At 47.6% G+C, this 17788-nt stretch carries 18 protein-coding genes and 1 pseudogene; 13 read left to right on the forward strand and 6 right to left on the reverse strand.

The window, feature by feature from the left end; all coding sequences use genetic code 11:
- Positions 1-242 (reverse strand): annotated as a pseudogene (locus NDI33_RS27150) (photosystem II D2 protein (photosystem q(a) protein)); the annotation flags it as partial.
- A gap of 437 nt (positions 243-679) precedes the next feature.
- Between NDI33_RS27150 and NDI33_RS27155 the strand changes: the two are divergent.
- The 3 genes from NDI33_RS27155 to NDI33_RS27165 all read left to right on the forward strand — a co-directional run bounded on the left by NDI33_RS27155 (position 680) and on the right by NDI33_RS27165 (position 3260).
- Positions 680-1246 carry a photosystem I assembly protein Ycf4 gene (locus NDI33_RS27155; RefSeq protein WP_190414475.1) on the forward strand — a complete coding sequence of 189 codons (567 nt, stop codon included), beginning with the start codon at positions 680-682 and terminating at the stop codon, positions 1244-1246.
- 75 nt (positions 1247-1321) lie between these two features.
- The gene (locus tag NDI33_RS27160; protein ID WP_190414474.1) at positions 1322-2074 is read left to right on the forward strand and encodes a peptidylprolyl isomerase; all 753 of its coding nucleotides are present in this window, start codon (positions 1322-1324) and stop codon (positions 2072-2074) included.
- Between the two features lie 25 nt (positions 2075-2099).
- Positions 2100-3260: a beta-ketoacyl-ACP synthase gene (locus tag NDI33_RS27165; RefSeq protein WP_190675491.1), complete on the forward strand. Its 1161-nt coding sequence runs from the start codon at positions 2100-2102 to the stop codon at positions 3258-3260.
- A 134-nt stretch (positions 3261-3394) separates the two neighbouring features.
- Here NDI33_RS27165 and NDI33_RS27170 read toward each other — a convergent pair whose 3' ends face one another.
- Complete coding sequence (locus NDI33_RS27170; RefSeq protein WP_190414495.1) at positions 3395-4180, reverse strand: RNA polymerase sigma factor SigF; 786 nt, start codon at positions 4178-4180, stop codon at positions 3395-3397.
- A gap of 328 nt (positions 4181-4508) precedes the next feature.
- On the opposite strand from NDI33_RS27170, the gene NDI33_RS27175 reads away from it, so the two are divergent.
- From NDI33_RS27175 to NDI33_RS27205, 7 genes are all read left to right on the forward strand, one after another.
- Entirely contained in the window at positions 4509-5237 is a 729-nt protein-coding gene (locus NDI33_RS27175; protein WP_190675493.1) for a Bax inhibitor-1 family protein, read from the forward strand.
- 408 nt (positions 5238-5645) lie between these two features.
- A protein-coding gene (prfB, locus tag NDI33_RS27180; RefSeq protein WP_190414494.1) for a peptide chain release factor 2 occupies positions 5646-6753 on the forward strand; the annotation gives its coding sequence in 2 pieces (ribosomal slippage) (positions 5646-5717 and positions 5719-6753; 1107 coding nt in all).
- A 289-nt stretch (positions 6754-7042) separates the two neighbouring features.
- Positions 7043-7204 (forward strand): DUF3285 domain-containing protein, encoded by a 162-nt coding sequence (locus NDI33_RS27185; protein ID WP_347275892.1) that lies wholly within the window; start codon positions 7043-7045, stop codon positions 7202-7204.
- Positions 7205-7226: 22 nt separating this feature from the next.
- Complete coding sequence (gene ybeY, locus NDI33_RS27190) at positions 7227-7733, forward strand: rRNA maturation RNase YbeY (protein WP_190675503.1); 507 nt, start codon at positions 7227-7229, stop codon at positions 7731-7733.
- A gap of 116 nt (positions 7734-7849) precedes the next feature.
- Complete coding sequence (locus tag NDI33_RS27195; RefSeq protein WP_190414492.1) at positions 7850-8302, forward strand: diacylglycerol kinase family protein; 453 nt, start codon at positions 7850-7852, stop codon at positions 8300-8302.
- 50 nt (positions 8303-8352) lie between these two features.
- Positions 8353-8940 (forward strand): aminodeoxychorismate/anthranilate synthase component II, encoded by a 588-nt coding sequence (locus NDI33_RS27200; protein ID WP_190414470.1) that lies wholly within the window; start codon positions 8353-8355, stop codon positions 8938-8940.
- Positions 8941-9031: 91 nt separating this feature from the next.
- Positions 9032-9811 carry an MBL fold metallo-hydrolase gene (locus tag NDI33_RS27205; protein ID WP_190675495.1) on the forward strand — a complete coding sequence of 260 codons (780 nt, stop codon included), beginning with the start codon at positions 9032-9034 and terminating at the stop codon, positions 9809-9811.
- Positions 9812-9861: 50 nt separating this feature from the next.
- Here the strand turns inward: NDI33_RS27205 and NDI33_RS27210 are convergent, their stop codons facing one another.
- Together NDI33_RS27210 and NDI33_RS27215 are read right to left on the reverse strand one after the other, a co-directional pair.
- A complete protein-coding gene (locus tag NDI33_RS27210; RefSeq protein ID WP_190675497.1) occupies positions 9862-11199 on the reverse strand; it encodes an adenylate/guanylate cyclase domain-containing protein in 1338 nt (445 codons plus the stop codon).
- Positions 11200-11279: 80 nt separating this feature from the next.
- Entirely contained in the window at positions 11280-11822 is a 543-nt protein-coding gene (locus NDI33_RS27215) for a carboxymuconolactone decarboxylase family protein (protein ID WP_190430609.1), read from the reverse strand.
- Positions 11823-12139: 317 nt separating this feature from the next.
- On the opposite strand from NDI33_RS27215, the gene NDI33_RS27220 reads away from it, so the two are divergent.
- Positions 12140-13429, forward strand: a complete 1290-nt coding sequence (locus tag NDI33_RS27220) for an aminopeptidase P N-terminal domain-containing protein (RefSeq protein ID WP_190675499.1) — start codon at positions 12140-12142, stop codon at positions 13427-13429.
- A 234-nt stretch (positions 13430-13663) separates the two neighbouring features.
- Positions 13664-15271, forward strand: coding sequence for a peptide ligase PGM1-related protein (locus NDI33_RS27225; RefSeq protein ID WP_190430613.1), 1608 nt, complete (start codon positions 13664-13666; stop codon positions 15269-15271).
- Positions 15272-15384: 113 nt separating this feature from the next.
- Here the strand turns inward: NDI33_RS27225 and NDI33_RS27230 are convergent, their stop codons facing one another.
- Both NDI33_RS27230 and NDI33_RS27235 read right to left on the reverse strand, forming a co-directional pair.
- Positions 15385-16305 carry a histone deacetylase gene (locus tag NDI33_RS27230; protein WP_190675506.1) on the reverse strand — a complete coding sequence of 307 codons (921 nt, stop codon included), beginning with the start codon at positions 16303-16305 and terminating at the stop codon, positions 15385-15387.
- A gap of 75 nt (positions 16306-16380) precedes the next feature.
- The gene (locus tag NDI33_RS27235) at positions 16381-16596 is read right to left on the reverse strand and encodes a hypothetical protein (RefSeq protein ID WP_190414463.1); all 216 of its coding nucleotides are present in this window, start codon (positions 16594-16596) and stop codon (positions 16381-16383) included.
- A gap of 331 nt (positions 16597-16927) precedes the next feature.
- Here NDI33_RS27235 and NDI33_RS27240 point away from each other — a divergent pair, with 331 nt between their 5' ends.
- Positions 16928-17599 (forward strand): hypothetical protein, encoded by a 672-nt coding sequence (locus NDI33_RS27240; protein ID WP_190675501.1) that lies wholly within the window; start codon positions 16928-16930, stop codon positions 17597-17599.
- Positions 17600-17788: the final 189 nt, after the last annotated feature.

Raw genomic sequence — 17788 nt, forward strand, 5'->3', positions numbered from 1 at the left:
GGCGTTGAGACGGCGACGGTGAGGAAGTTGCAGCCTTCGAGGTACGAGGAGGCGAGTCCGTGGGTGTACCAGGAGGTGACGAAGGTGGTGCCGGTGAGCCAGCCGCCTAGCGCTAGATAGGCGCAGGGGAATAGCAGTAGGCCGGACCAACCGACAAATACGAAGCGATCGCGCTTGAGCCAGTCGTCAATGGCGTCAAACCACCCTCTTGAACTTGGCGCGCGTCCGACTGCAATGGTCATTTCAAATCCTCTTACTATTGCGTCAAATCGTCTGAACTTGAGCAATTAACATTATTTATTTGACACGACCCACGTCAGACAGTAGTGGGATTATTTTGGAGAAGTTTGCCGGGTTCTGTCTTCAATAGACACACTCGCTTGATTCCCCTGCGTGTCAATTTCCACTAACCTGTCGCCCTGATACCGGGTTTCAGGCTACTGTTATTTGGGAATGGGGCGCTTTTTGTCCCCAAAGTAAAACCCTAGGGTTCTAGCACGTGTCCTCTATGATAAGAAAATATCAGAATTTTTACAATCTGACACGTACTTCTCATTAATCTCTAGCTCAGTTAGATTGCTAAATCAATAGCATAAATCCCTGGGAAGCTAGATAATCTGAATCAGTCCGATCTTAAAAATTTTCCTTAACAACTTTGGCGAACACAGAGTTTTCTTTCATGGCTGCACCGACAACATCCACAAGTAACCGCGTTCTCCGTCAAGAGGTTTTAGGCTCTCGTCGTTTGAGTAACTATTGGTGGGCAACCGTAGTCTCCTTGGGAGCTACAGGCTTTTTATTGGCTGGAATTTCAAGTTACCTAAAAGTCAATCTTCTCCCTTTTGCTGACCCCACCAAGTTACTTTTTATCCCTCAAGGGATAGTCATGGGACTTTACGGGTTAGCTGGGTTACTCGTAGCGCTCTATCTATGGATGATGATTCTTTTAGACGTAGGGGGCGGTTACAACGAGTTTAATCAAGAAACCGGATATATTCGGATCTTTAGATGGGGCTTTCTCGGCAAAAACCGCCAAATTGAAGTCGGCTGTCGCATACAAGATGTCCAAGCGATTCGGGTGGAAATTAAAGAAGGTCTCAACCCACGCCGGTCGATTTACCTGCGCGTCAAAGGACGCCGCGATATTCCCCTGACGCGAGTTGGGGAACCTCTACCCTTGTCAGAGCTGGAAAATCAGGGTGCCCAACTGGCTCGCTTCTTGGAAGTGCCCATTGAAGGTCTCTAACAATTCTTGGTTGAGCCTCCCAATATCTGCATAAGATGATTCAGTAGCTCTGGCTACCAATTAGGTGAAATGAAAATGCAGATACAAATCCGGCACTGGTTTATATTACTTTTTGCGATCGCAGGACTGATGTTGGGGGGATGTACCACCGAGCAGGCTACTTCCTCGGATACCAGCCCCTCAGCAACTGAAACAACCTCAGCATCTGCCACTCCAGCGAGTAGTCCCAAAACAAGCAGTTTGCCCCGCCTAGAAGGTAAAGCCACCGTAGACATGACGGTTAAAGGCTCGCTAATTACGATTGAAGTCGATGGCACTAATGCCCCGATTACATCTGGGAATTTCGTCGATTTAGTTCAAAGAGGTGTCTATAACGGACTGGTCTTTCACCGCGTAGTGCGGCAACCGCAACCCTTTGTTGCTCAGGGTGGCGATCCGCAAAGTAAAGACCCGAATGTGCCCACAGAACGTCTGGGGATGGGTGGTTTTATCGATCCAGCGACGGGTCAAGCGCGTTACATTCCCCTCGAAATTAAGCCCAAAGGGGCGGAAAAACCCGTTCTCAGCGAAACGCTCAAAAGTGCGGGTGTTTCTCAACCCCCGCAGTTGCGACATACTCGTGGCGCTGTCGCAATGGCTCGCTCATCTTTACCCGACTCGGCTTCGTCGCAGTTTTACATTGCTTTAGCCGATTTGCCGTTCTTGGATGGTGACTATGCTGTTTTTGGCTATGTAACCAAAGGGATGGAGGTCGTTGACAAGATTCAGCAGGGCGATCGCATTGAATCGGCTAAGGTGACCAAAGGTGCGGAAAATCTCAAGAAATAGCAATTGGCGATTCGCTGGGTAATCGGTGGAGATTGTCGTTACTGGGATTGGTTTAGTCTCAGCTTTGGGTAACAGCTTGCAGACGAGCTGGCAACGTTTAATCGCCGGTCAATCTGGCATTCAGTTGCATCAACCCTTTCCAGAACTTGCCCCCCGACCCTTAGGATTGATAGGGAAACAACCCGCTGAGTTAGCAAACCTGACTCAGCGGGTTGTCGCTATGGCGCTGGAAGATGCTGGTTTGGTTTCGCCTTTGCCCGATTGTGGAGTCGTCATTGGTTCGAGTCGCTCTTATCAGGCATCTTGGGAGAAATTGGCGCGGGAGTTTTATCGGGATGCCGAACCAGTAAAATCGCCGCTATACAAACACCTGCCAACCCAGGCTTTTTTGGAGACGCTGCCCCACATGAATGCGATCGCAGCCGCTCGTCAAATCGGGGCAACTGGGTCAGTCTTGGCACCAATGGCGGCTTGTGCAACTGGAATTTGGGCGATCGCGCAAGCAGCGTCGCTCTTGGAAACTGGGCACTGTCAGCAAGTCATTGCTGGAGCCGTGGAATCATCGATTACACCGCTGACCCTGGCAGGGTTTCAGCAGATGGGCGCTTTAGCTCAAACGGGCGCTTATCCTTTTGATCGGTGGCGGGAAGGCTTAGCCTTGGGAGAGGGGGGAGCCGTCTTGGTACTGGAATCCGCAGAATTGGCAAAGCGTCGCTCAGCACGGATTTATGGTCAAGTGCTGGGATTTGGCTTGACATCGGACGCTTATCATACGAATACCCCTGAGCCAGGAAGTCGGAGTGCGATCGCGGCGGTCAAACAATGTTGCGATCGCAGCAACCTTTTCCCTGCGGACATCCATTACATCCACGCTCACGGTACCGCTACCCAGCTCAACGACCAAAATGAGGCGCACTTAATTCAGTATCTCTTTCCTCAAACAGTGCCAGTCAGTTCTACTAAGGGAGCCACAGGTCATACATTGGGAGCATCTGGAGCCTTAGGTGTCGCTTTCTCCCTAATGGCATTGAAGCATCAAATCTTGCCACCGTGTGTGGGGTTAAAGGAACCAGAATTTGATTTAGATTTAGTTAAAGTCCCGCGTCAAGGTGAAATTAAACAGGTGCTTTGTTTCAGCTTTGGTTTCGGAGGGCAGAATGCAGTGGTAGCTTTGGGGAAAATGTAGCCGAACGCCTTCAGGCGTTATGCCACCTAAAAAAATAGAGTGGTATATACCACTCTACAAACTCTCTACTAATTTTTAACTGGCGACTACTTCCCAAACAAGCTGTCTTGCTTGTAATTCTTTCCAGGAAGCCTTTAACTAGCCAAACGCTCGGTTGATTGAGGTTGCAACAGCGATACCAACTGCTCAACTCCTCTTTGAAGATGCCGTGTCACCGTCATCGGGCTGACACCAATTCGCTTAGCCGCTTCTTTCCGAGGAAGATCTCGTACCAACACCAACTCAATTGCTGCTTGAGTTTTGTTGTCCAAATAACTCATTGCCCCTTCCAGCTCTTGCCGTTCTTCTTCTTGACTTTGCCAAGATTGATAGCGAGGGTCAGGGAGTGTTTCCGCCAACGTCACCTGAAAGTCAGACTGCTCAAAAACGACACTATCTAAACTTAATGGTCGGCAGTTTTGAGCCGCAACCTTGCTTTCACTCCACTCTTCTAGAGATACTTTAATTGCTTGGGCAATTTCAGCTTCTTTTGGCGATCGCCCTAGAGTTTGTGCCAACTCTTTTCGCGCCTTTTGTCCTTCCTGCTGGATTTCCTGCCACCGACGAGGCATTTTCATTACGCCGCTTCTGTCGCGTAAATAATGCAGCATCTCGCCGCGAATGTAAGGAACCGCAAAGGAACTAAAAGCGTAACCTTGATGGGGATTGAATCGCTCAATTGCCCGAATCAAACCGAGATAGCCGAGTTGTTCCAAATCTTCATAAGGTTCCGCACACTGATAGCTGACTCGATGAGCCATCTTCCGAACCAGTCCAGCATTCAACTGCACCAGTTGATTGCGAACTTCAACTGATGGATTTTTATAGTAAGCAATCAAAAGTTCCATCGAATCGGAGCTGCAAGAAGATTGAGTCGCCATTGTCAAAGCCTCTGTAAAACCACCCCGTTTGGGAGATTGGGAAATCGCTATCTCTTCATTTCGTCTAACTGAATTCATTTTCTGTATAGGCGCTTTCAACAACCATCGTTGGAATACGGAACTCACAGAGAGCCTCTCCAGGAATGTCAGCATATATACGTAAGTTGCAGTTTGATGTAGCCAAAAACTAATCCTTACTTCAAAAACAAACCGTAAGCGTTTGCTTCGTGAAACCCACCCTTCTAAGGACTCCGGCTCTACGTCACAATTGAATTAGACTGGCGATCGCCTAAATGTAAATGACTCGTAATATTTCTGAGGAAGCTTCATGAGTAACACCAGTAACTTCCGTCAAGCGATGCGTGAGGCTAAAAATCACGCACTCGTTGGCCCCAACGTTATTGCCAACGCCCTCCCCTACGTAGGCGCTGGACTTGTCTTAACCGCACTTGGCACCTACGGGGGTCTTGGCGTTCTCCGTTCCAACCCAGGGCTATTCATGCCAACCTTCTGGGTTGCCCTGATTGCAGAATTTGCCCTTTTCTTCGTTGCCCAAAACGTTGCCATTAATGGCAAGAAAAGCGTTGCTCTGCCCCTTCTGGCTACCTACAGTCTGTTGTCGGGCTATACCCTGAGCGGATTGATATTCGTGGCTCTGAGGACACCAGGGGTCGGTGTGGCAGGAATTGGTTTTGCCGCCCTCGGCTGTGGCGTTACCTTTATTGCTGCACGACAGATTGGCTCCAATCTGTCGGAGCAAGACGGCATGGCTCTCACTAAAACAGTACAGCTAGGTATTATTGCCCTAGTTGTGGTGCTAGTGGGTCAGCTGCTGTTGTCTTTGTTTGGTGTCTATACACCCACTTGGCTAGAAATTGCCATTTCTGGAATTGGCGTGTTTTTGTTTGCCGGTGCTGCTGTGGTAGATTTCTATATCCTGCCCCGCGCTTACCGCGATGACCAATATCTGCCTGCTGCTTTGTCGATGTATCTGACTTACATCAATTTGTTCATTTTCATTCTGCGGTTGCTGAACGCGCTCAATAGCCGCGACTAAAAGGCAAAAGTTTCATTAAGCGCACACATTTTGAAGCCGTGGTTTCCCACGGCTTTTTTTGGAACTGGACATTTACCAACAAACTTAGATAAATTTGATTGCAGTGCAATATGAGCAGCGCTCAAGAAAAAGCGCTAAAGCAATGCTGGAAATCATAGACATCCAACGTGAAGTAGAAACGTTGTCTTAGCATCTGGATCAAGATCAAGACTATCTTTAACTTTCAGCAGTTACTCCACAAATTCAATCTTAATGGGGTAATGGGTAAAAGATAATTGGTAACTTCCCCTGTTCCTCTCCTTCGCTTTCTTTGTTCAGGTCTTAGTGATTGGGAGAGACACTCCAGCTAAGATCGAAAAGAGTGCAACTTTACTACCAAGCGCTCATCGGAAAAAGCTCAAAACAATGATTGAACTCCTAGACATTAAACGCGAAGTCGAAACGTTGTGCGATCGCCTGGGTAAAACCCAGGACTATCTTTGACGTTCCTGCTCTAACTGCCAAAATTCAAGACTTGGAGCAAGTCGCGGCGCAACCGGATTTTTGGGACGACCAAACGAGTGCCCAACAAACCCTCCAAGAACTCAATGACCTCAAATCCCACTTGGAACAATTTCACCAGTGGAAAAACAGCCTAGAAGACGCCAGGGCGGTTGTGGAACTGCTGGAATTAGAAGCCGACGAGTCACTGCTTTTGGAAGCTGAAAGCAACATCACCAAGCTCAATCAGGAACTTGAGCGATGGGAATTGCAACAGATGCTTTCCGGTACTTATGACCAAAGCGGAGCCGTTTTAACCATTAACGCCGGTGCAGGTGGCACAGACGCCCAAGACTGGGCGGAAATGTTGCTGCGGATGTACACTCGCTGGGCAGAAAACCACGGTTACAAAGTTACCTTAGCGGAAATCTCCAAAGGAGAAGAAGCGGGGCTTAAGTCAGCCACCTTAGAGATTGAAGGGCGTTATGCTTATGGCTACCTGAAGGCAGAAAAAGGAACCCACCGGCTGGTGCGGATATCGCCTTTCAACGCCAACGACAAGCGCCAAACAAGCTTTGCTGGAGTGGAAGTAATGCCAACTCTGGATAGATCCGTGACTCTGGACATTCCAGATAAGGATTTAGAAATCACCACCTCTAGGGCTGGTGGTAAAGGTGGACAAAATGTCAACAAAGTGGAAACGGCGGTGCGGATTGTTCATATTCCCACCGGCCTTGCCGTGCGCTGTACTGAAGAGCGAAGTCAGCTGCAAAACAAAGAAAAAGGTCTTGCTATCCTCAAAGCTAAGTTGCTGATTGTCGCCCAAGAGCAACGCGCCAAGGAAATTGCCGACATTCGAGGGGATATGGTAGAGGCAGCTTGGGGCAACCAAATTCGTAACTACGTTTTCCACCCGTACCAGATGGTCAAGGATCTGCGGACAGGTGTGGAAACGACTGCCATTAACGATGTGATGAATGGCGACCTCGATTCGTTCATTGAAGCCTATCTACGCCAAGAAAATCAGCTTACCTAAAAGCTGCGCCGTTGGGTCTTTAGGGTAGCCTCAGTGAGAGGGTTACTTAGCCACCAAGACACCAAGAAATTAGTAACATCGGGTGGACAAAGGAGCAATCGCTCCTTTGTCCTTTACTTGCTGATTCGGTGATTTGCCATCAATTGCGAAACAAACTGTTACATTGTTGGAAGAAAAGTTTATCCCTGGCTTATCATCAGCTGGAAAAACCACTTTTGAGTCTTCAGTAATTATCCTTATGAGTAACTCCTCTTCAACGCCACAAGCGGCATCACAAACTCCAGAACCCATTTCTGAATCGACACCCGCCTCGACAGAGCCTCAACCCAGCTACGTGAAGCTGGCAATGCGAAACATGGTACGAAAAGGAGGCACTTCGTTAAAACATTTTGCCCTGTCAACCATTGGTCTTGTGGCGCTGCTGATCGGTCTTTCTTACCTGACTCGTTAATCCGGAACACGGTTGTATGGGCATAAACATAGAAGTTAGCATCCAAGACTATTTCTTCTCGTCCAATCCAGCAGATGCCAGTGCCCAAGAAGAAATTTCACCTGAAACTTGGGAAACTTGGTTCCATCGTTGGATGGAAACGCTGCATCTAGATATTCCTCAAGCGGATGCCTATGAACTGAGTTTGCGCCTCACCGACGATAAAGAAATACAGACCCTCAACGCCCAGTATCGTCATCAAAATAAACCGACAGATGTATTAGCTTTTGCATCCTTAGAGGTAGACTGTCCTCAGCCGATGGATTTTTTAGAGGATACACCTCTGTATCTTGGTGATATCGCCATCTCCGTTGAGACTGCGACTCGGCAAGCTCAACAACAGGAACATCCCTTAAAAACAGAGCTAGCCTGGTTAGCGGCTCACGGTTTGCTTCATCTACTCGGCTGGGATCATCCCGATGAAGATAGCCTGACTAAAATGTTGAACCAGCAGGAAACTTTACTCCAGGTTATTGGTCTTACTATCTAGCCTAGCTATACCCAATAGCCTTCATCTGTACTTAGATTCAAGACTTAGATTCAAGTTTCGCCCACGCGCCAGCCGGAGCGATGGTTCATGCCCTTCAGCCCCGTAAAACCCTTGCCATGTCTCAAGAAATTTCCACACCTTCTTTGAACCACTCAGATGTAGTGAAACCAAACCGGGATTTAGCTTGGCGAATTGCGCCGAACTTAATAATTAGTTTTAAATATGCTTGGGCCGGACTTCGATATGCCTTTATTACCCAACGCAACTTTCGCATCCATGTAGTTATAGGCACCCTAGCTATTGGTTTGGGTGTCTTTTTGCAGTTGAAGGCAGTCGAAATGGCGGTGATTGGAATAACAATTGGGCTAGTGTTGGCGCTGGAGTTATTGAATACGGCAATTGAGTCAGTTGTTGACTTAACGGTTAAGCAGGCTTACCATGAGCTTGCCAAAATTGCTAAAGACTGTGCTGCTGGTGCCGTTCTGGTTTCGGCACTCGTGTCGGTATTGGTCGCTGGTTCGCTGCTTTTGCCACCCCTTGTAATTCGGATTCAGTCGATGCTGCGCTAAGTAGTTTTGAGTTTTGAGTTGAAGGCTTCTGACTCACAAGGAGTTTACATTTGATTCTGGTTATTGATAATTACGACAGTTTTACCTATAACTTGGTGCAGTATCTGGGAGAACTTGGCGCTGAACTGCCAGTAGCATCTGAAATTCAGGTGTATCGCAATGACCAAATCTCCCTTGAGCAAATCGAAAAGCTTAAACCCGATGGAATTGTGATTTCGCCGGGACCAGGGCGTCCAGAAGATGCCGGAATTTCCCTGGAGTTAATTCAAAAGATGGGTTCCGGGGTACCCATTTTGGGCGTTTGCCTGGGACATCAAGGCATTGGTCAAGTATTCGGCGGTGAAATTGTTTCTGCACCCATGTTGATGCATGGCAAAACTTCTCCAATTCATCACACAGGTGTCGGCGTATTTCGAGGATTAGACAATCCCTTTACCGCTACCCGGTATCATAGTTTGGTGATTGACCGACACAGCTGCCCAGATGTCCTGGAAATTACGGCTTGGGTAGACGACGGAACCATCATGGGCGTCCGGCATCGGAACTATCCGCATATTGAGGGCGTCCAATTCCATCCGGAGAGTATTCTGACGGCTTCAGGAAAGCAACTGCTGCGAAACTTCCTGGAATCGCTTTAGTGCTAATGGCTAATGGCTAATTGTTCATTGGTCAATTAAGCATTAGCGATTAGCAAAGGACTAATGACTAATGACTGAGGACTAAATTCTGATGAAACGGCGACAGTTGATGCGCTATGCTGGGGCGGGTTTGCTTACAGCCTTAGGAACAGGCTTGGCTTCTGGATTTCAGACTTATCAGGCGGCAACACCTGGTGGATCTGTGTCTGTTAAATGGCTGGGGCATACCAGCTTTTTGTTTACTGGAAGTGGTAAACGAGTCTTGGCGAATCCCTTTCAGAAGCTGGGCTGTACGGCTGGGTATCGTTCATCGAAGGTGCCAGCGGATTTAGTGTTAGTCAGCAGCCTATTACTTGATGAAGGGGCGGTGGAAGGGTTGCCAGGGAATCCCCAGTTTTTATATAAACCGGGAGTTTACCAAGTTGACAACCTAAAAATTCAAGGAATGAGCATTAACCACGATCGCAACGGTGGACGCCGGTTTGGCACGAACGTGGCTTGGCGTTGGACGCAAGGAGGAATCAATATTCTGCATTTAGGCGGTGCTGCTGCACCGATTGATATTGAGCAAAAAATCCTGATGGGACGTCCCGATGTCTTGTTAGTACCCGTAGGCGGAAGTGACAAAGCCTACACGCCTCAGGAAGCCATGCAGGCAGTACAAGTCCTCAATCCCAAATTGGTGATTCCCACGCATTACCGTACCCAAGCCGCCGATGCTGCGAGTTGCGATATTATCTCCGTGGATGAATTTTTGGCATTGATGGATGGAATGCCGGTGCGTCGGGTCAATAGTGATACTTTGACGGTTAAATCAACGGATTTGCCAGAAAATGGCACTGCGATCGCAGTGATGAGTTATAAGTTTTAAACAATCATGCGTGATGAGTCCCCAGTTATTATTTAGTGAATGGCTAATGACTAATCAGGATGCCCCGATTGGATTGCCGCATAAAGTTGATTAAAATCCTCATTGGGTAACAATCCGGTGGGATCTAGGGAAAAGCATTTTTTGAGGCGGGTGACAAGATACATATCAATGTCACCCTTATTTTTTGCATTGACTTTTCCCCGATATTCACAATCAAAAAAATTTTTCACTAACTCAAACGTGGCTTTTGAAATATTAATGTTGCCACAAACTCCACAGGATTCCATTCTGGAGGCAGTATTAACCGTATCGCCCCAAACATCATAGGAAAATTTATTATGACCAATCGCACCCGCTAGCAAGGGTCCTGAGTGGATGCCGATGCGGACTTCCCAATAGGGATGATTATTTTTGATTTTTTCGAGCCGCCGCCATTGCATAAAGGCTTGAATTTGTAAGGCGGCTAGTACAGCATCAATTGCATGCGTGCGGTTAGGAGTGGGAATTCCTCCAACACACATATAACTGTCACCAATTGTTTTTAATTTCTCTAACTTGTGGGTTTCAATGAGCATATCGAAGCAAGAAAAGCAATAATCTAATTCATTTACTAAATCTTCGGGAGTGAGTTGTTCGGCTAATTGAGTGAAATCTTTAAAGTCGGTAAACAATACTGAGGCAGAGTCATAATGCACGGGTTTAACTCTGCCAGTGCGTTTTAATTCATCGGCTACACGTACAGGAAGTACGTTCAGTAACAGTTGCTCAGATTTGCGTTTTTCTGCCTCTAGTTGGGCATATAGCTGATTTAATTGGGCGAAGCCACTGGCATTACGAATTGCTGCCGATACTTGCAAGGCTAGTAAATAACTAATGCGTAAATCTTCCAGTGTGTAAGCGTGGGCTTGGGTAGTCGCAAAGTTGATAGTACCAATGACTTGGCGATCGCTCTGTAGGGGGACGAATATTTGGGAAGCATAAGAGTGCAGAAAAACAGATGGAGAGCCTTCTCGAATCAGTTGCGATTGACCTGTTTTCATTGCACGACCTAAAGGGCTGTCCTCTGCGACAATCGTGGCAGTCAACTCTAGAGGAGCGCCAAATAGGGTTACGAGGCGGCAAGAACTGGTATCGGTGCAGATATAGACACTACAATGCTCGAAATCCAAGAGCCATTTAGCTTGTTTACCAACAACCCGCAAAATCTCGTCTATATCCAGGGTACGGTTAATCGCTGTCGCAATTTCATTGACAGCGGCGATGCGGCTGGAAAGAGCTTGGGCTTCCGCAAGCAGACGGCGGGCTATCAGCAGTAGTGGTTCGCGAGCTTGTTTTTCTAGCTCATTGCTACTATCAAACGGAGGGAAAGAGTCATGGGTATTGCCCATTATTGGGATGATTCTGTTTTTCCTGAAATTTAACGAACGACATTCTCAAGAAAATACGGACTCACGAGAAAACTGGCAATTTACAATTGGTCAATTTCGAGAGCGATCGCATCTGTGTATCGATTTATGCTGGTAAATAAGTCAGCAGTCGCAATAATCTCGAAGATTTCTGAGTCATCTAGCCCCAACTCTCGGAGATTTTGGTAATCTTTTGCGGTCAGTTCCTGGGGTTTAGTCCCGGCAAGTAAGCCAAAACTAATGACTGCTTTTTCGCGCTTGGGGAGGGGACAGGCAGCAAAGTCTGAAACCAATGTCCGGAGAACTTCCTCGCTCATTCCTAGAGCAGATAATCCATGCAAGTGAACGTTGAGGGCATAGGGGCTGTTGTGAGCTTGAGAGATGGCAACTCCCACCATTTCCTTCAGGGTGCGGGGCACATCTCCTTGCAGGATGGTAGCGCGGAATTTTTTCCAATTCCCTTCCAGCACATCGGGATTTATCGCCATTGATTTGAAAATGTTGGGAATGATGCCAAACCCTAATTCAGACAAAATTTCGTTATATACTGTTTTGACCTTTAAATCTGTGACTTCATCTTGTTCTTGAAGGGGGAAGCGAGTCATAGTTGCCTCTATCATTCGTTTGTAAAATTGCTAAGCGAGATGGAAGCGGTTTTTTTGTTATCTGAAATATTTTTGTTCTCATTTAATAGATGCAAGAGTCGATCGGGAGTATCGTTCCGTCGAATCCAGTCATTAGCGATCGCGCAGCCAATCCCCTGAAAAAATCGCTAACGATTCAGAAAATTTTAATTTGAGTTGTATTCGAGTACACCCTATAAAGATTTGTTACCAAATCTCTCATAGTATAACCTTGAAAATATATTGGTCAATTCGACTGACTCGACCACCTAGAAAAACAAAGATACGTAGTTGAGATTATGCAAGCAGAATACGCAGCGCGTCGCGAGCAGTTGATGGCGAAAATTGGCAACGGCACTGCCATCTTTCGGAGTGCCCCAGTGGCTGTCATGCACAACGATGTTGAGTACACTTTTCGGCAGGATAGTGATTTTTATTACTTAACTGGATTTAATGAACCAGAGGCGGTGGCAGTTTTAGCGCCCCACCATCCAGAACACCGATTTGTATTGTTTGTCCAGCCAAAGGAACGAGATAAGGAAGTTTGGACAGGATATCGGGTCGGGGTGGAAAAGGCAAAAGAATTCTATGGGGCGGATGAAGCTTACCCGATTGCAGAACTAAATGAGAAACTACCTCAGTATTTAGAAAAAGCCGACCGGATTTATTATCATTTGGGACGCGATCGCGCTTTCAATGAGACTATCCTCACCCACTGGCAGCGGTTGATGGCGGGTTATCCCAAGCGGGGTACGGGACCCATTGCGATTGAAGACACCAATCCGGTGCTTCACGGGATGCGACTGGTGAAGAGTCCAGCCGAGATAGAATTGATGCGTCGTGCGGCTGACATCTCAGCAGAAGCTCACAACTGGGCGCGAGAATTCGCTCAACCGGGGCGTTACGAGTACGAAGTCCAGGCGGAGATAGAACACATCTTCCGAAAACGGGGTGGAATGGGGCCAGCTTATCCCTCAATTGTTGCCTCTGGCGCGAATGCTTGCGTGCTGCACTACATTGAGAATAATCGGCAGATGCAGGATAACGAGTTACTGCTAATTGATGCGGGTTGTTGCTACGACTACTACAACGGCGACATCACGCGCACATTTCCGGTCGGGGGCAAGTTTACGCCAGAACAGAAGACGCTTTACGACATTGTATTGGAAGCGCAGTTACAGGCGATCGCGCAAGTTCAACCCGGAAATCCCTACAACTTAGGTCACGACACGGCAGTGCGCGTTTTGGTCGAAGGTTTAATCGATGTGGGACTCCTGGCAGGTGATATTGAAGAAATTATCAAAGAGGAGAAATATAAACCCTTTTATATGCACCGCACCGGACATTGGCTGGGTTTAGATGTCCATGATGCTGGTGTTTATAAGCACGGGGAAGAAGTTTGGCAGAGTTTGCAACCCGGTCATGTGCTAACAGTGGAACCGGGTCTATATATTGGACTGGATGTAGAACCAGCCGAGGGGCAACCGGCAATTAATGACAGGTGGCGTGGGATTGGTATCCGCATTGAAGATGATGTGTTAGTTACTGAATCAGGACATGAGGTACTGACGGCGGGGGTTCCCAAGTAGATTGGATTAAACTTTAAACTTCATCAAAATCCCGCATTATCCTCAAATCTACGGGTTTAGTGAGGGTATCTTTTTTTTGGAAACAGCCGAGGCGGAATCTGTTTGTTTGTTTCCAACTCGCGCCATCAGTCAAGCAGAATTACAGTTTTGTGTCGCAAAGCCCATATTTTCCCCCTTATCTGGGTAAAATCGCTGATAGGGGCAGCGTTGGGAGCAAGGCGGAGGTCTATGGTAATGCAAGGTGTAGAGAATTCCTCTAAGCAGGCGGAGCAGTTTCAACTGCTTCAAGCCCAACTGCGCGATCGCTGGCAGGGAGTCGATTTGTTCGACAGCGATGACTACGATATTTTAGTGATTCCTTCGGTCAGCCTCGATCAGCGGGAACTGCTCAAAATTCAGGGCTTTCTCAATTATGAAGAGCGGCTGCTTTTTTCTTTAATTCGCCTGCGACACCCGCGCACGCGGCTAATTTATGTAACTTCACAGCCGTTACCGCCGATTGTGATTGATTACTACTTGCAACTGTTGCCGGGAATTCCGTTTTCTCATGCACGCGATCGCTTGTTACTATTTTCTACCTACGATTCCTCAGCCAAACCTCTGACTCAAAAGATATTAGAGCGCCCTCGCTTGATGGAGCGGATGCGGCAAGCCTTGCGCCCCGAAAAATCTTACATGATCTGTTACAATTCCACACTCCTAGAGCGAGATTTGGCAGTACAGATGGGCATTCCCCTTCTGGCGCTCGATCCTGATTTACTCACCTGGGGCACCAAAAGCGGCAGCCGGAAAATCTTTGCCGAGTGTGGGGTTCCTCATCCCGATGGCAGCGACAGTGTCTGGAATGCAGAAGACTTGGGTGTAGCAGCAGCCGAATTATGGGAACGCCAACCCCAGTTAAAGCGGATGGTTGTCAAACTCAATGAAGGATTTTCCGGGGAGGGAAATGCGCTACTGGATCTCAGACCGATCAAAAATGTAGCACCCGGAGAAGCCTCCCATGCCGAAAGGGTTGCCGCTATCAGCGATCGCTTTTCTTCCTTGAGCTTTCAAGCCAAGGCAGAAACTTGGGAAAATTTTTCCAGCCGTATCCCAGAGTTAGGGGCAATTGTAGAAGCTTTTATTGAAGGAGAGCATAAGCGATCGCCTAGCGTTCAAGGTCGCATTGACCCCAATGGAGAGGTAGAAATTCTCTCCACCCACGACCAAATTCTGGGTGGCCCAGATGGTCAGATTTATCTCGGTTGCAACTTCCCCGCCGATGAAGCTTACCGCCTGCGCTTGCAGGACTTAGGATTGCGTGTGGGGCGAAATTTGGCAAAAAAAGGAGCTTTAGAACGCTTTGGGGTGGACTTTATCGCCTGTCATCACCCCGAAAAATCTGGCGAGCAGTGGGACATCCAAGCGATTGAAATCAATTTGCGGAAGGGCGGGACGACCCACCCGTTTATGACCCTCAAGTTTTTAACCAACGGTCGCTATGACAGTTCCACGGGTTTGTTCTACAGCCAACAAGGTCGCCCAAAATACTATGTTGCTACCGACAACCTCCAAAAAGAACGTTATGTAGGGCTGTTGCCGAATGATTTGATGGATATTATTGCCCACCAACGGCTGCACTTTGATACCAGTACAGAAACCGGCACCGTTTTCCATCTCATGGGTTGTCTTTCCGAGTTCGGCAAGCTGGGATTAACCAGTATTGGTGATTCTCTGCAACAGGCAGAAGAAATTTACAACAAAGTTGTGAAAGTCCTAGACGAAGAAACGAAAACTCGCCCTAGTGCTTCTTACTCGGCATCCTATCCCAGTCCACCCATTGCTTGGAGTGGAAAAAGTTAAAGAGTTGGGAGTCAATAATATCAAATTGAGAATCTAAACTAGAGCCTCTGAAAAGCGAGTTTAATCAGAGCAATTCGTGTCAAAATCTGCTGCAAAAACTGAGCGCAAAAAGCCTATATTAAACATCGCTCAATCGTCGATAGAATAGATTTCGCTAATGATGAGAGGTCATAACCACCCTCTAGACCAAAAACAATCCGACGAGTTACTTGCAGACAATAATCGGTAAACAACCCATAATCTTGTGGTTGCAGGTTCATACTGGCTAATGGGTCATCTGCATTCGCGTCATAACCAGCACTGACTATCAGCAAATCTGGCTGAAAATTGGTTAAAAAGGGTACAATCTTCTGCTCAAAAAGCGGTTGGTATTCAGTGATTGTGCTGCCAGGAAACATGGGGAAATTCAGCACATTGTTGTGGATACCGCGTTCGGAAGCTTGTCCGGTGCCGGGATAGCAAGGAGATTGGTGCAAGGAACAGTAGGCAATTTGGGGGTGGGTTTCTACAATATTTTGCGTGCCGTTGCCGTGATGAACATCCCAGTCGAGGATAGCAACGCGATTGATGCTGGGTTGTTCGAGGGCGTAGTAGGCTGCGATCGCTGCATTGGAAAATAAACAAAACCCCATGCCATAATTGCGTTCTGCATGGTGTCCGGGGGGACGTGCCAGCACAAAAGCTGGGTTATTGGTAGCGAGGACGCGATCTACCCCATCCAGCCACGCGCTGGCTGCAAGCATTGCCACATCGTAACTCCGGGGGGAAACGAGGGTATCGCCACCATCCAAATATCCGCCACCATTCTGGGCAATCTGCCGGACTTTCTCAATGTGTTGTTGAGTGTGGACTTGTTGTAAAATCGGCGCGATCGCACGGTTCTCTACTGGCGTTGGCAGCTGCCAGTCAATTTGAGCTGCCCAAGGCGCAGCTTTTAAAGCGTTCACAATTGCCGTCAGGCGTGCGGGTCGTTCTGGGTGGGATCGACCCGTGTCGTGCTCGAGAAACTCATCTGAGTAGATTACAGGCAGCATAGTCCGAGAAAGGTTGGCAACACCAGGCTCAATCATAGGCAGCATCAATGCTTTCTGGCATTATCTGCACCTTGCTTAATCCCGTTTCAAATCATCCCTCAAATCTTCACCTTCGTTGTACATTTGAGGTGCCACTGCCGGGTTATTCTTCAGTTCACCTGGCTCTACATTCAACAGAGTTTCGTTGATTGACGGAGGCTGTTTGATCTTAGCGATCGCTGCCTCCACTTCTGGTTCTAGTGTTTCGTCTGATTGATTCGTGTTTTCTTCTTTAGGTTCTTCAGCACTCATACGTACTTCCCCAAACAGGTTTAGCTTACGTGACTCAGCTTAATCTTGTCTGCGGCGAGACATACACTGTCTTGAGGCTTAAATTTCTAAATGCTAATTGCTAATTGTTCAAGAGGACAAAACCCTATCGCACAGTGACTCCGAGCTTTTGTCAGCCTACCCGACTGGTTTTGGGCAGGAGCGATCGCTTCTAGGCTGTCTATCTCCTATATCCCATAACTTGTAGAGATCCTGGCTATTCCAGGCATCGCCTGTGTTTGGGCGCAACAGAACCTTGATAAATTTGAGGTTATCTGCTGCATTTAAATCTTACTCACCAGCATCCCTGAATATGGCATTTGAACTCGATCATCTGTTTATTTGTACTGATATTGACGCTCCTGAAGCCGATGGTTTAATAGCCTTTGGCTTAACTGAAGGAACGCCCAACCTTCATCCGGGGCAGGGTACAGCCAATCGTCGCTTCTTCTTCCATAACGTCATGTTGGAATTGCTGTGGGTACACAACTCACAAGAGGCACAATCTACCCCTATTTCTGAGATACATATATGGGAACGATGGGTAGACCGAAAGCGGGGTGCTTGCCCATTTGGGTTTTGTTTGCGATCGACATCCCATCCGGTCAGTAGTCTTCCCTTCTCAACCTGGGAGTATCATCCACCATATCTACCAGAGTCGTTGAGTATTCCTATGGGGAGGAACTCCAATGTAATAACTGAGCCGATGCTCTTCTATCTGTCCTTTGGTGAAAGACCAGACAATTTTGAGATTAACAAAAGTCAACCTTTGAAACATACTTCGGGTTTGTGCAAGGTTACTCGCGTGAAATTCGTGAGTCCTTATGCAGACAAACCCTCTACAGAACTCAAAGCGATCGCCGATGCTAACTTGGTGGATTTAAGCCTTGGAGAGGAGTATCTTCTCGAACTTGGCTTTGATCGGGAGTTGCAGCAACAGCAAGCAGATTTCCGCCCTGTGCTACCGCTTGTCTGTCGCTGGTAGGATTGCACCGCTATTTATATTTCGCTCCCGATCGGGATTCAGAAAGAAGCGCCCCCAAGACCACATATAAAAAAAAGGTAGTGCCCAAGATGTAATGATGGAGAAGAAGAGTTTCTTTGTGATATTTTCCTCTTATGCCCGTCTGTCCCATTTGTGCATCTACTCAAACCGTCAAAAATGGTCGCATCC

The organism is Trichocoleus sp. DQ-A1 (genome assembly GCF_039961955.1).
Classification (GTDB): Bacteria; Cyanobacteriota; Cyanobacteriia; order Cyanobacteriales; family FACHB-T130; genus FACHB-T130.

What these genes read in the sequence shown, in the direction of transcription:
- NDI33_RS27235 (WP_190414463.1), bottom strand. Translation starts at nt 16,596, where the DNA reads ATGAGTGCTGAAGAACCTAAAGAAGAAAACACGAATCAATCAGACGAA.
- NDI33_RS27160 (WP_190414474.1), top strand. Translation starts at nt 1,322, where the DNA reads ATGCAGATACAAATCCGGCACTGGTTTATATTACTTTTTGCGATCGCA.
- NDI33_RS27175 (WP_190675493.1), top strand. Translation starts at nt 4,509, where the DNA reads ATGAGTAACACCAGTAACTTCCGTCAAGCGATGCGTGAGGCTAAAAAT.
- NDI33_RS27170 (WP_190414495.1), bottom strand. Translation starts at nt 4,180, where the DNA reads ATGGCGACTCAATCTTCTTGCAGCTCCGATTCGATGGAACTTTTGATT.
- NDI33_RS27205 (WP_190675495.1), top strand. Translation starts at nt 9,032, where the DNA reads ATGAAACGGCGACAGTTGATGCGCTATGCTGGGGCGGGTTTGCTTACA.
- NDI33_RS27215 (WP_190430609.1), bottom strand. Translation starts at nt 11,822, where the DNA reads ATGACTCGCTTCCCCCTTCAAGAACAAGATGAAGTCACAGATTTAAAG.
- NDI33_RS27155 (WP_190414475.1), top strand. Translation starts at nt 680, where the DNA reads ATGGCTGCACCGACAACATCCACAAGTAACCGCGTTCTCCGTCAAGAG.
- NDI33_RS27225 (WP_190430613.1), top strand. Translation starts at nt 13,664, where the DNA reads ATGCAAGGTGTAGAGAATTCCTCTAAGCAGGCGGAGCAGTTTCAACTG.
- NDI33_RS27195 (WP_190414492.1), top strand. Translation starts at nt 7,850, where the DNA reads ATGTCTCAAGAAATTTCCACACCTTCTTTGAACCACTCAGATGTAGTG.
- NDI33_RS27210 (WP_190675497.1), bottom strand. Translation starts at nt 11,199, where the DNA reads ATGGGCAATACCCATGACTCTTTCCCTCCGTTTGATAGTAGCAATGAG.
- NDI33_RS27230 (WP_190675506.1), bottom strand. Translation starts at nt 16,305, where the DNA reads ATGCTGCCTGTAATCTACTCAGATGAGTTTCTCGAGCACGACACGGGT.
- NDI33_RS27220 (WP_190675499.1), top strand. Translation starts at nt 12,140, where the DNA reads ATGCAAGCAGAATACGCAGCGCGTCGCGAGCAGTTGATGGCGAAAATT.
- NDI33_RS27240 (WP_190675501.1), top strand. Translation starts at nt 16,928, where the DNA reads ATGGCATTTGAACTCGATCATCTGTTTATTTGTACTGATATTGACGCT.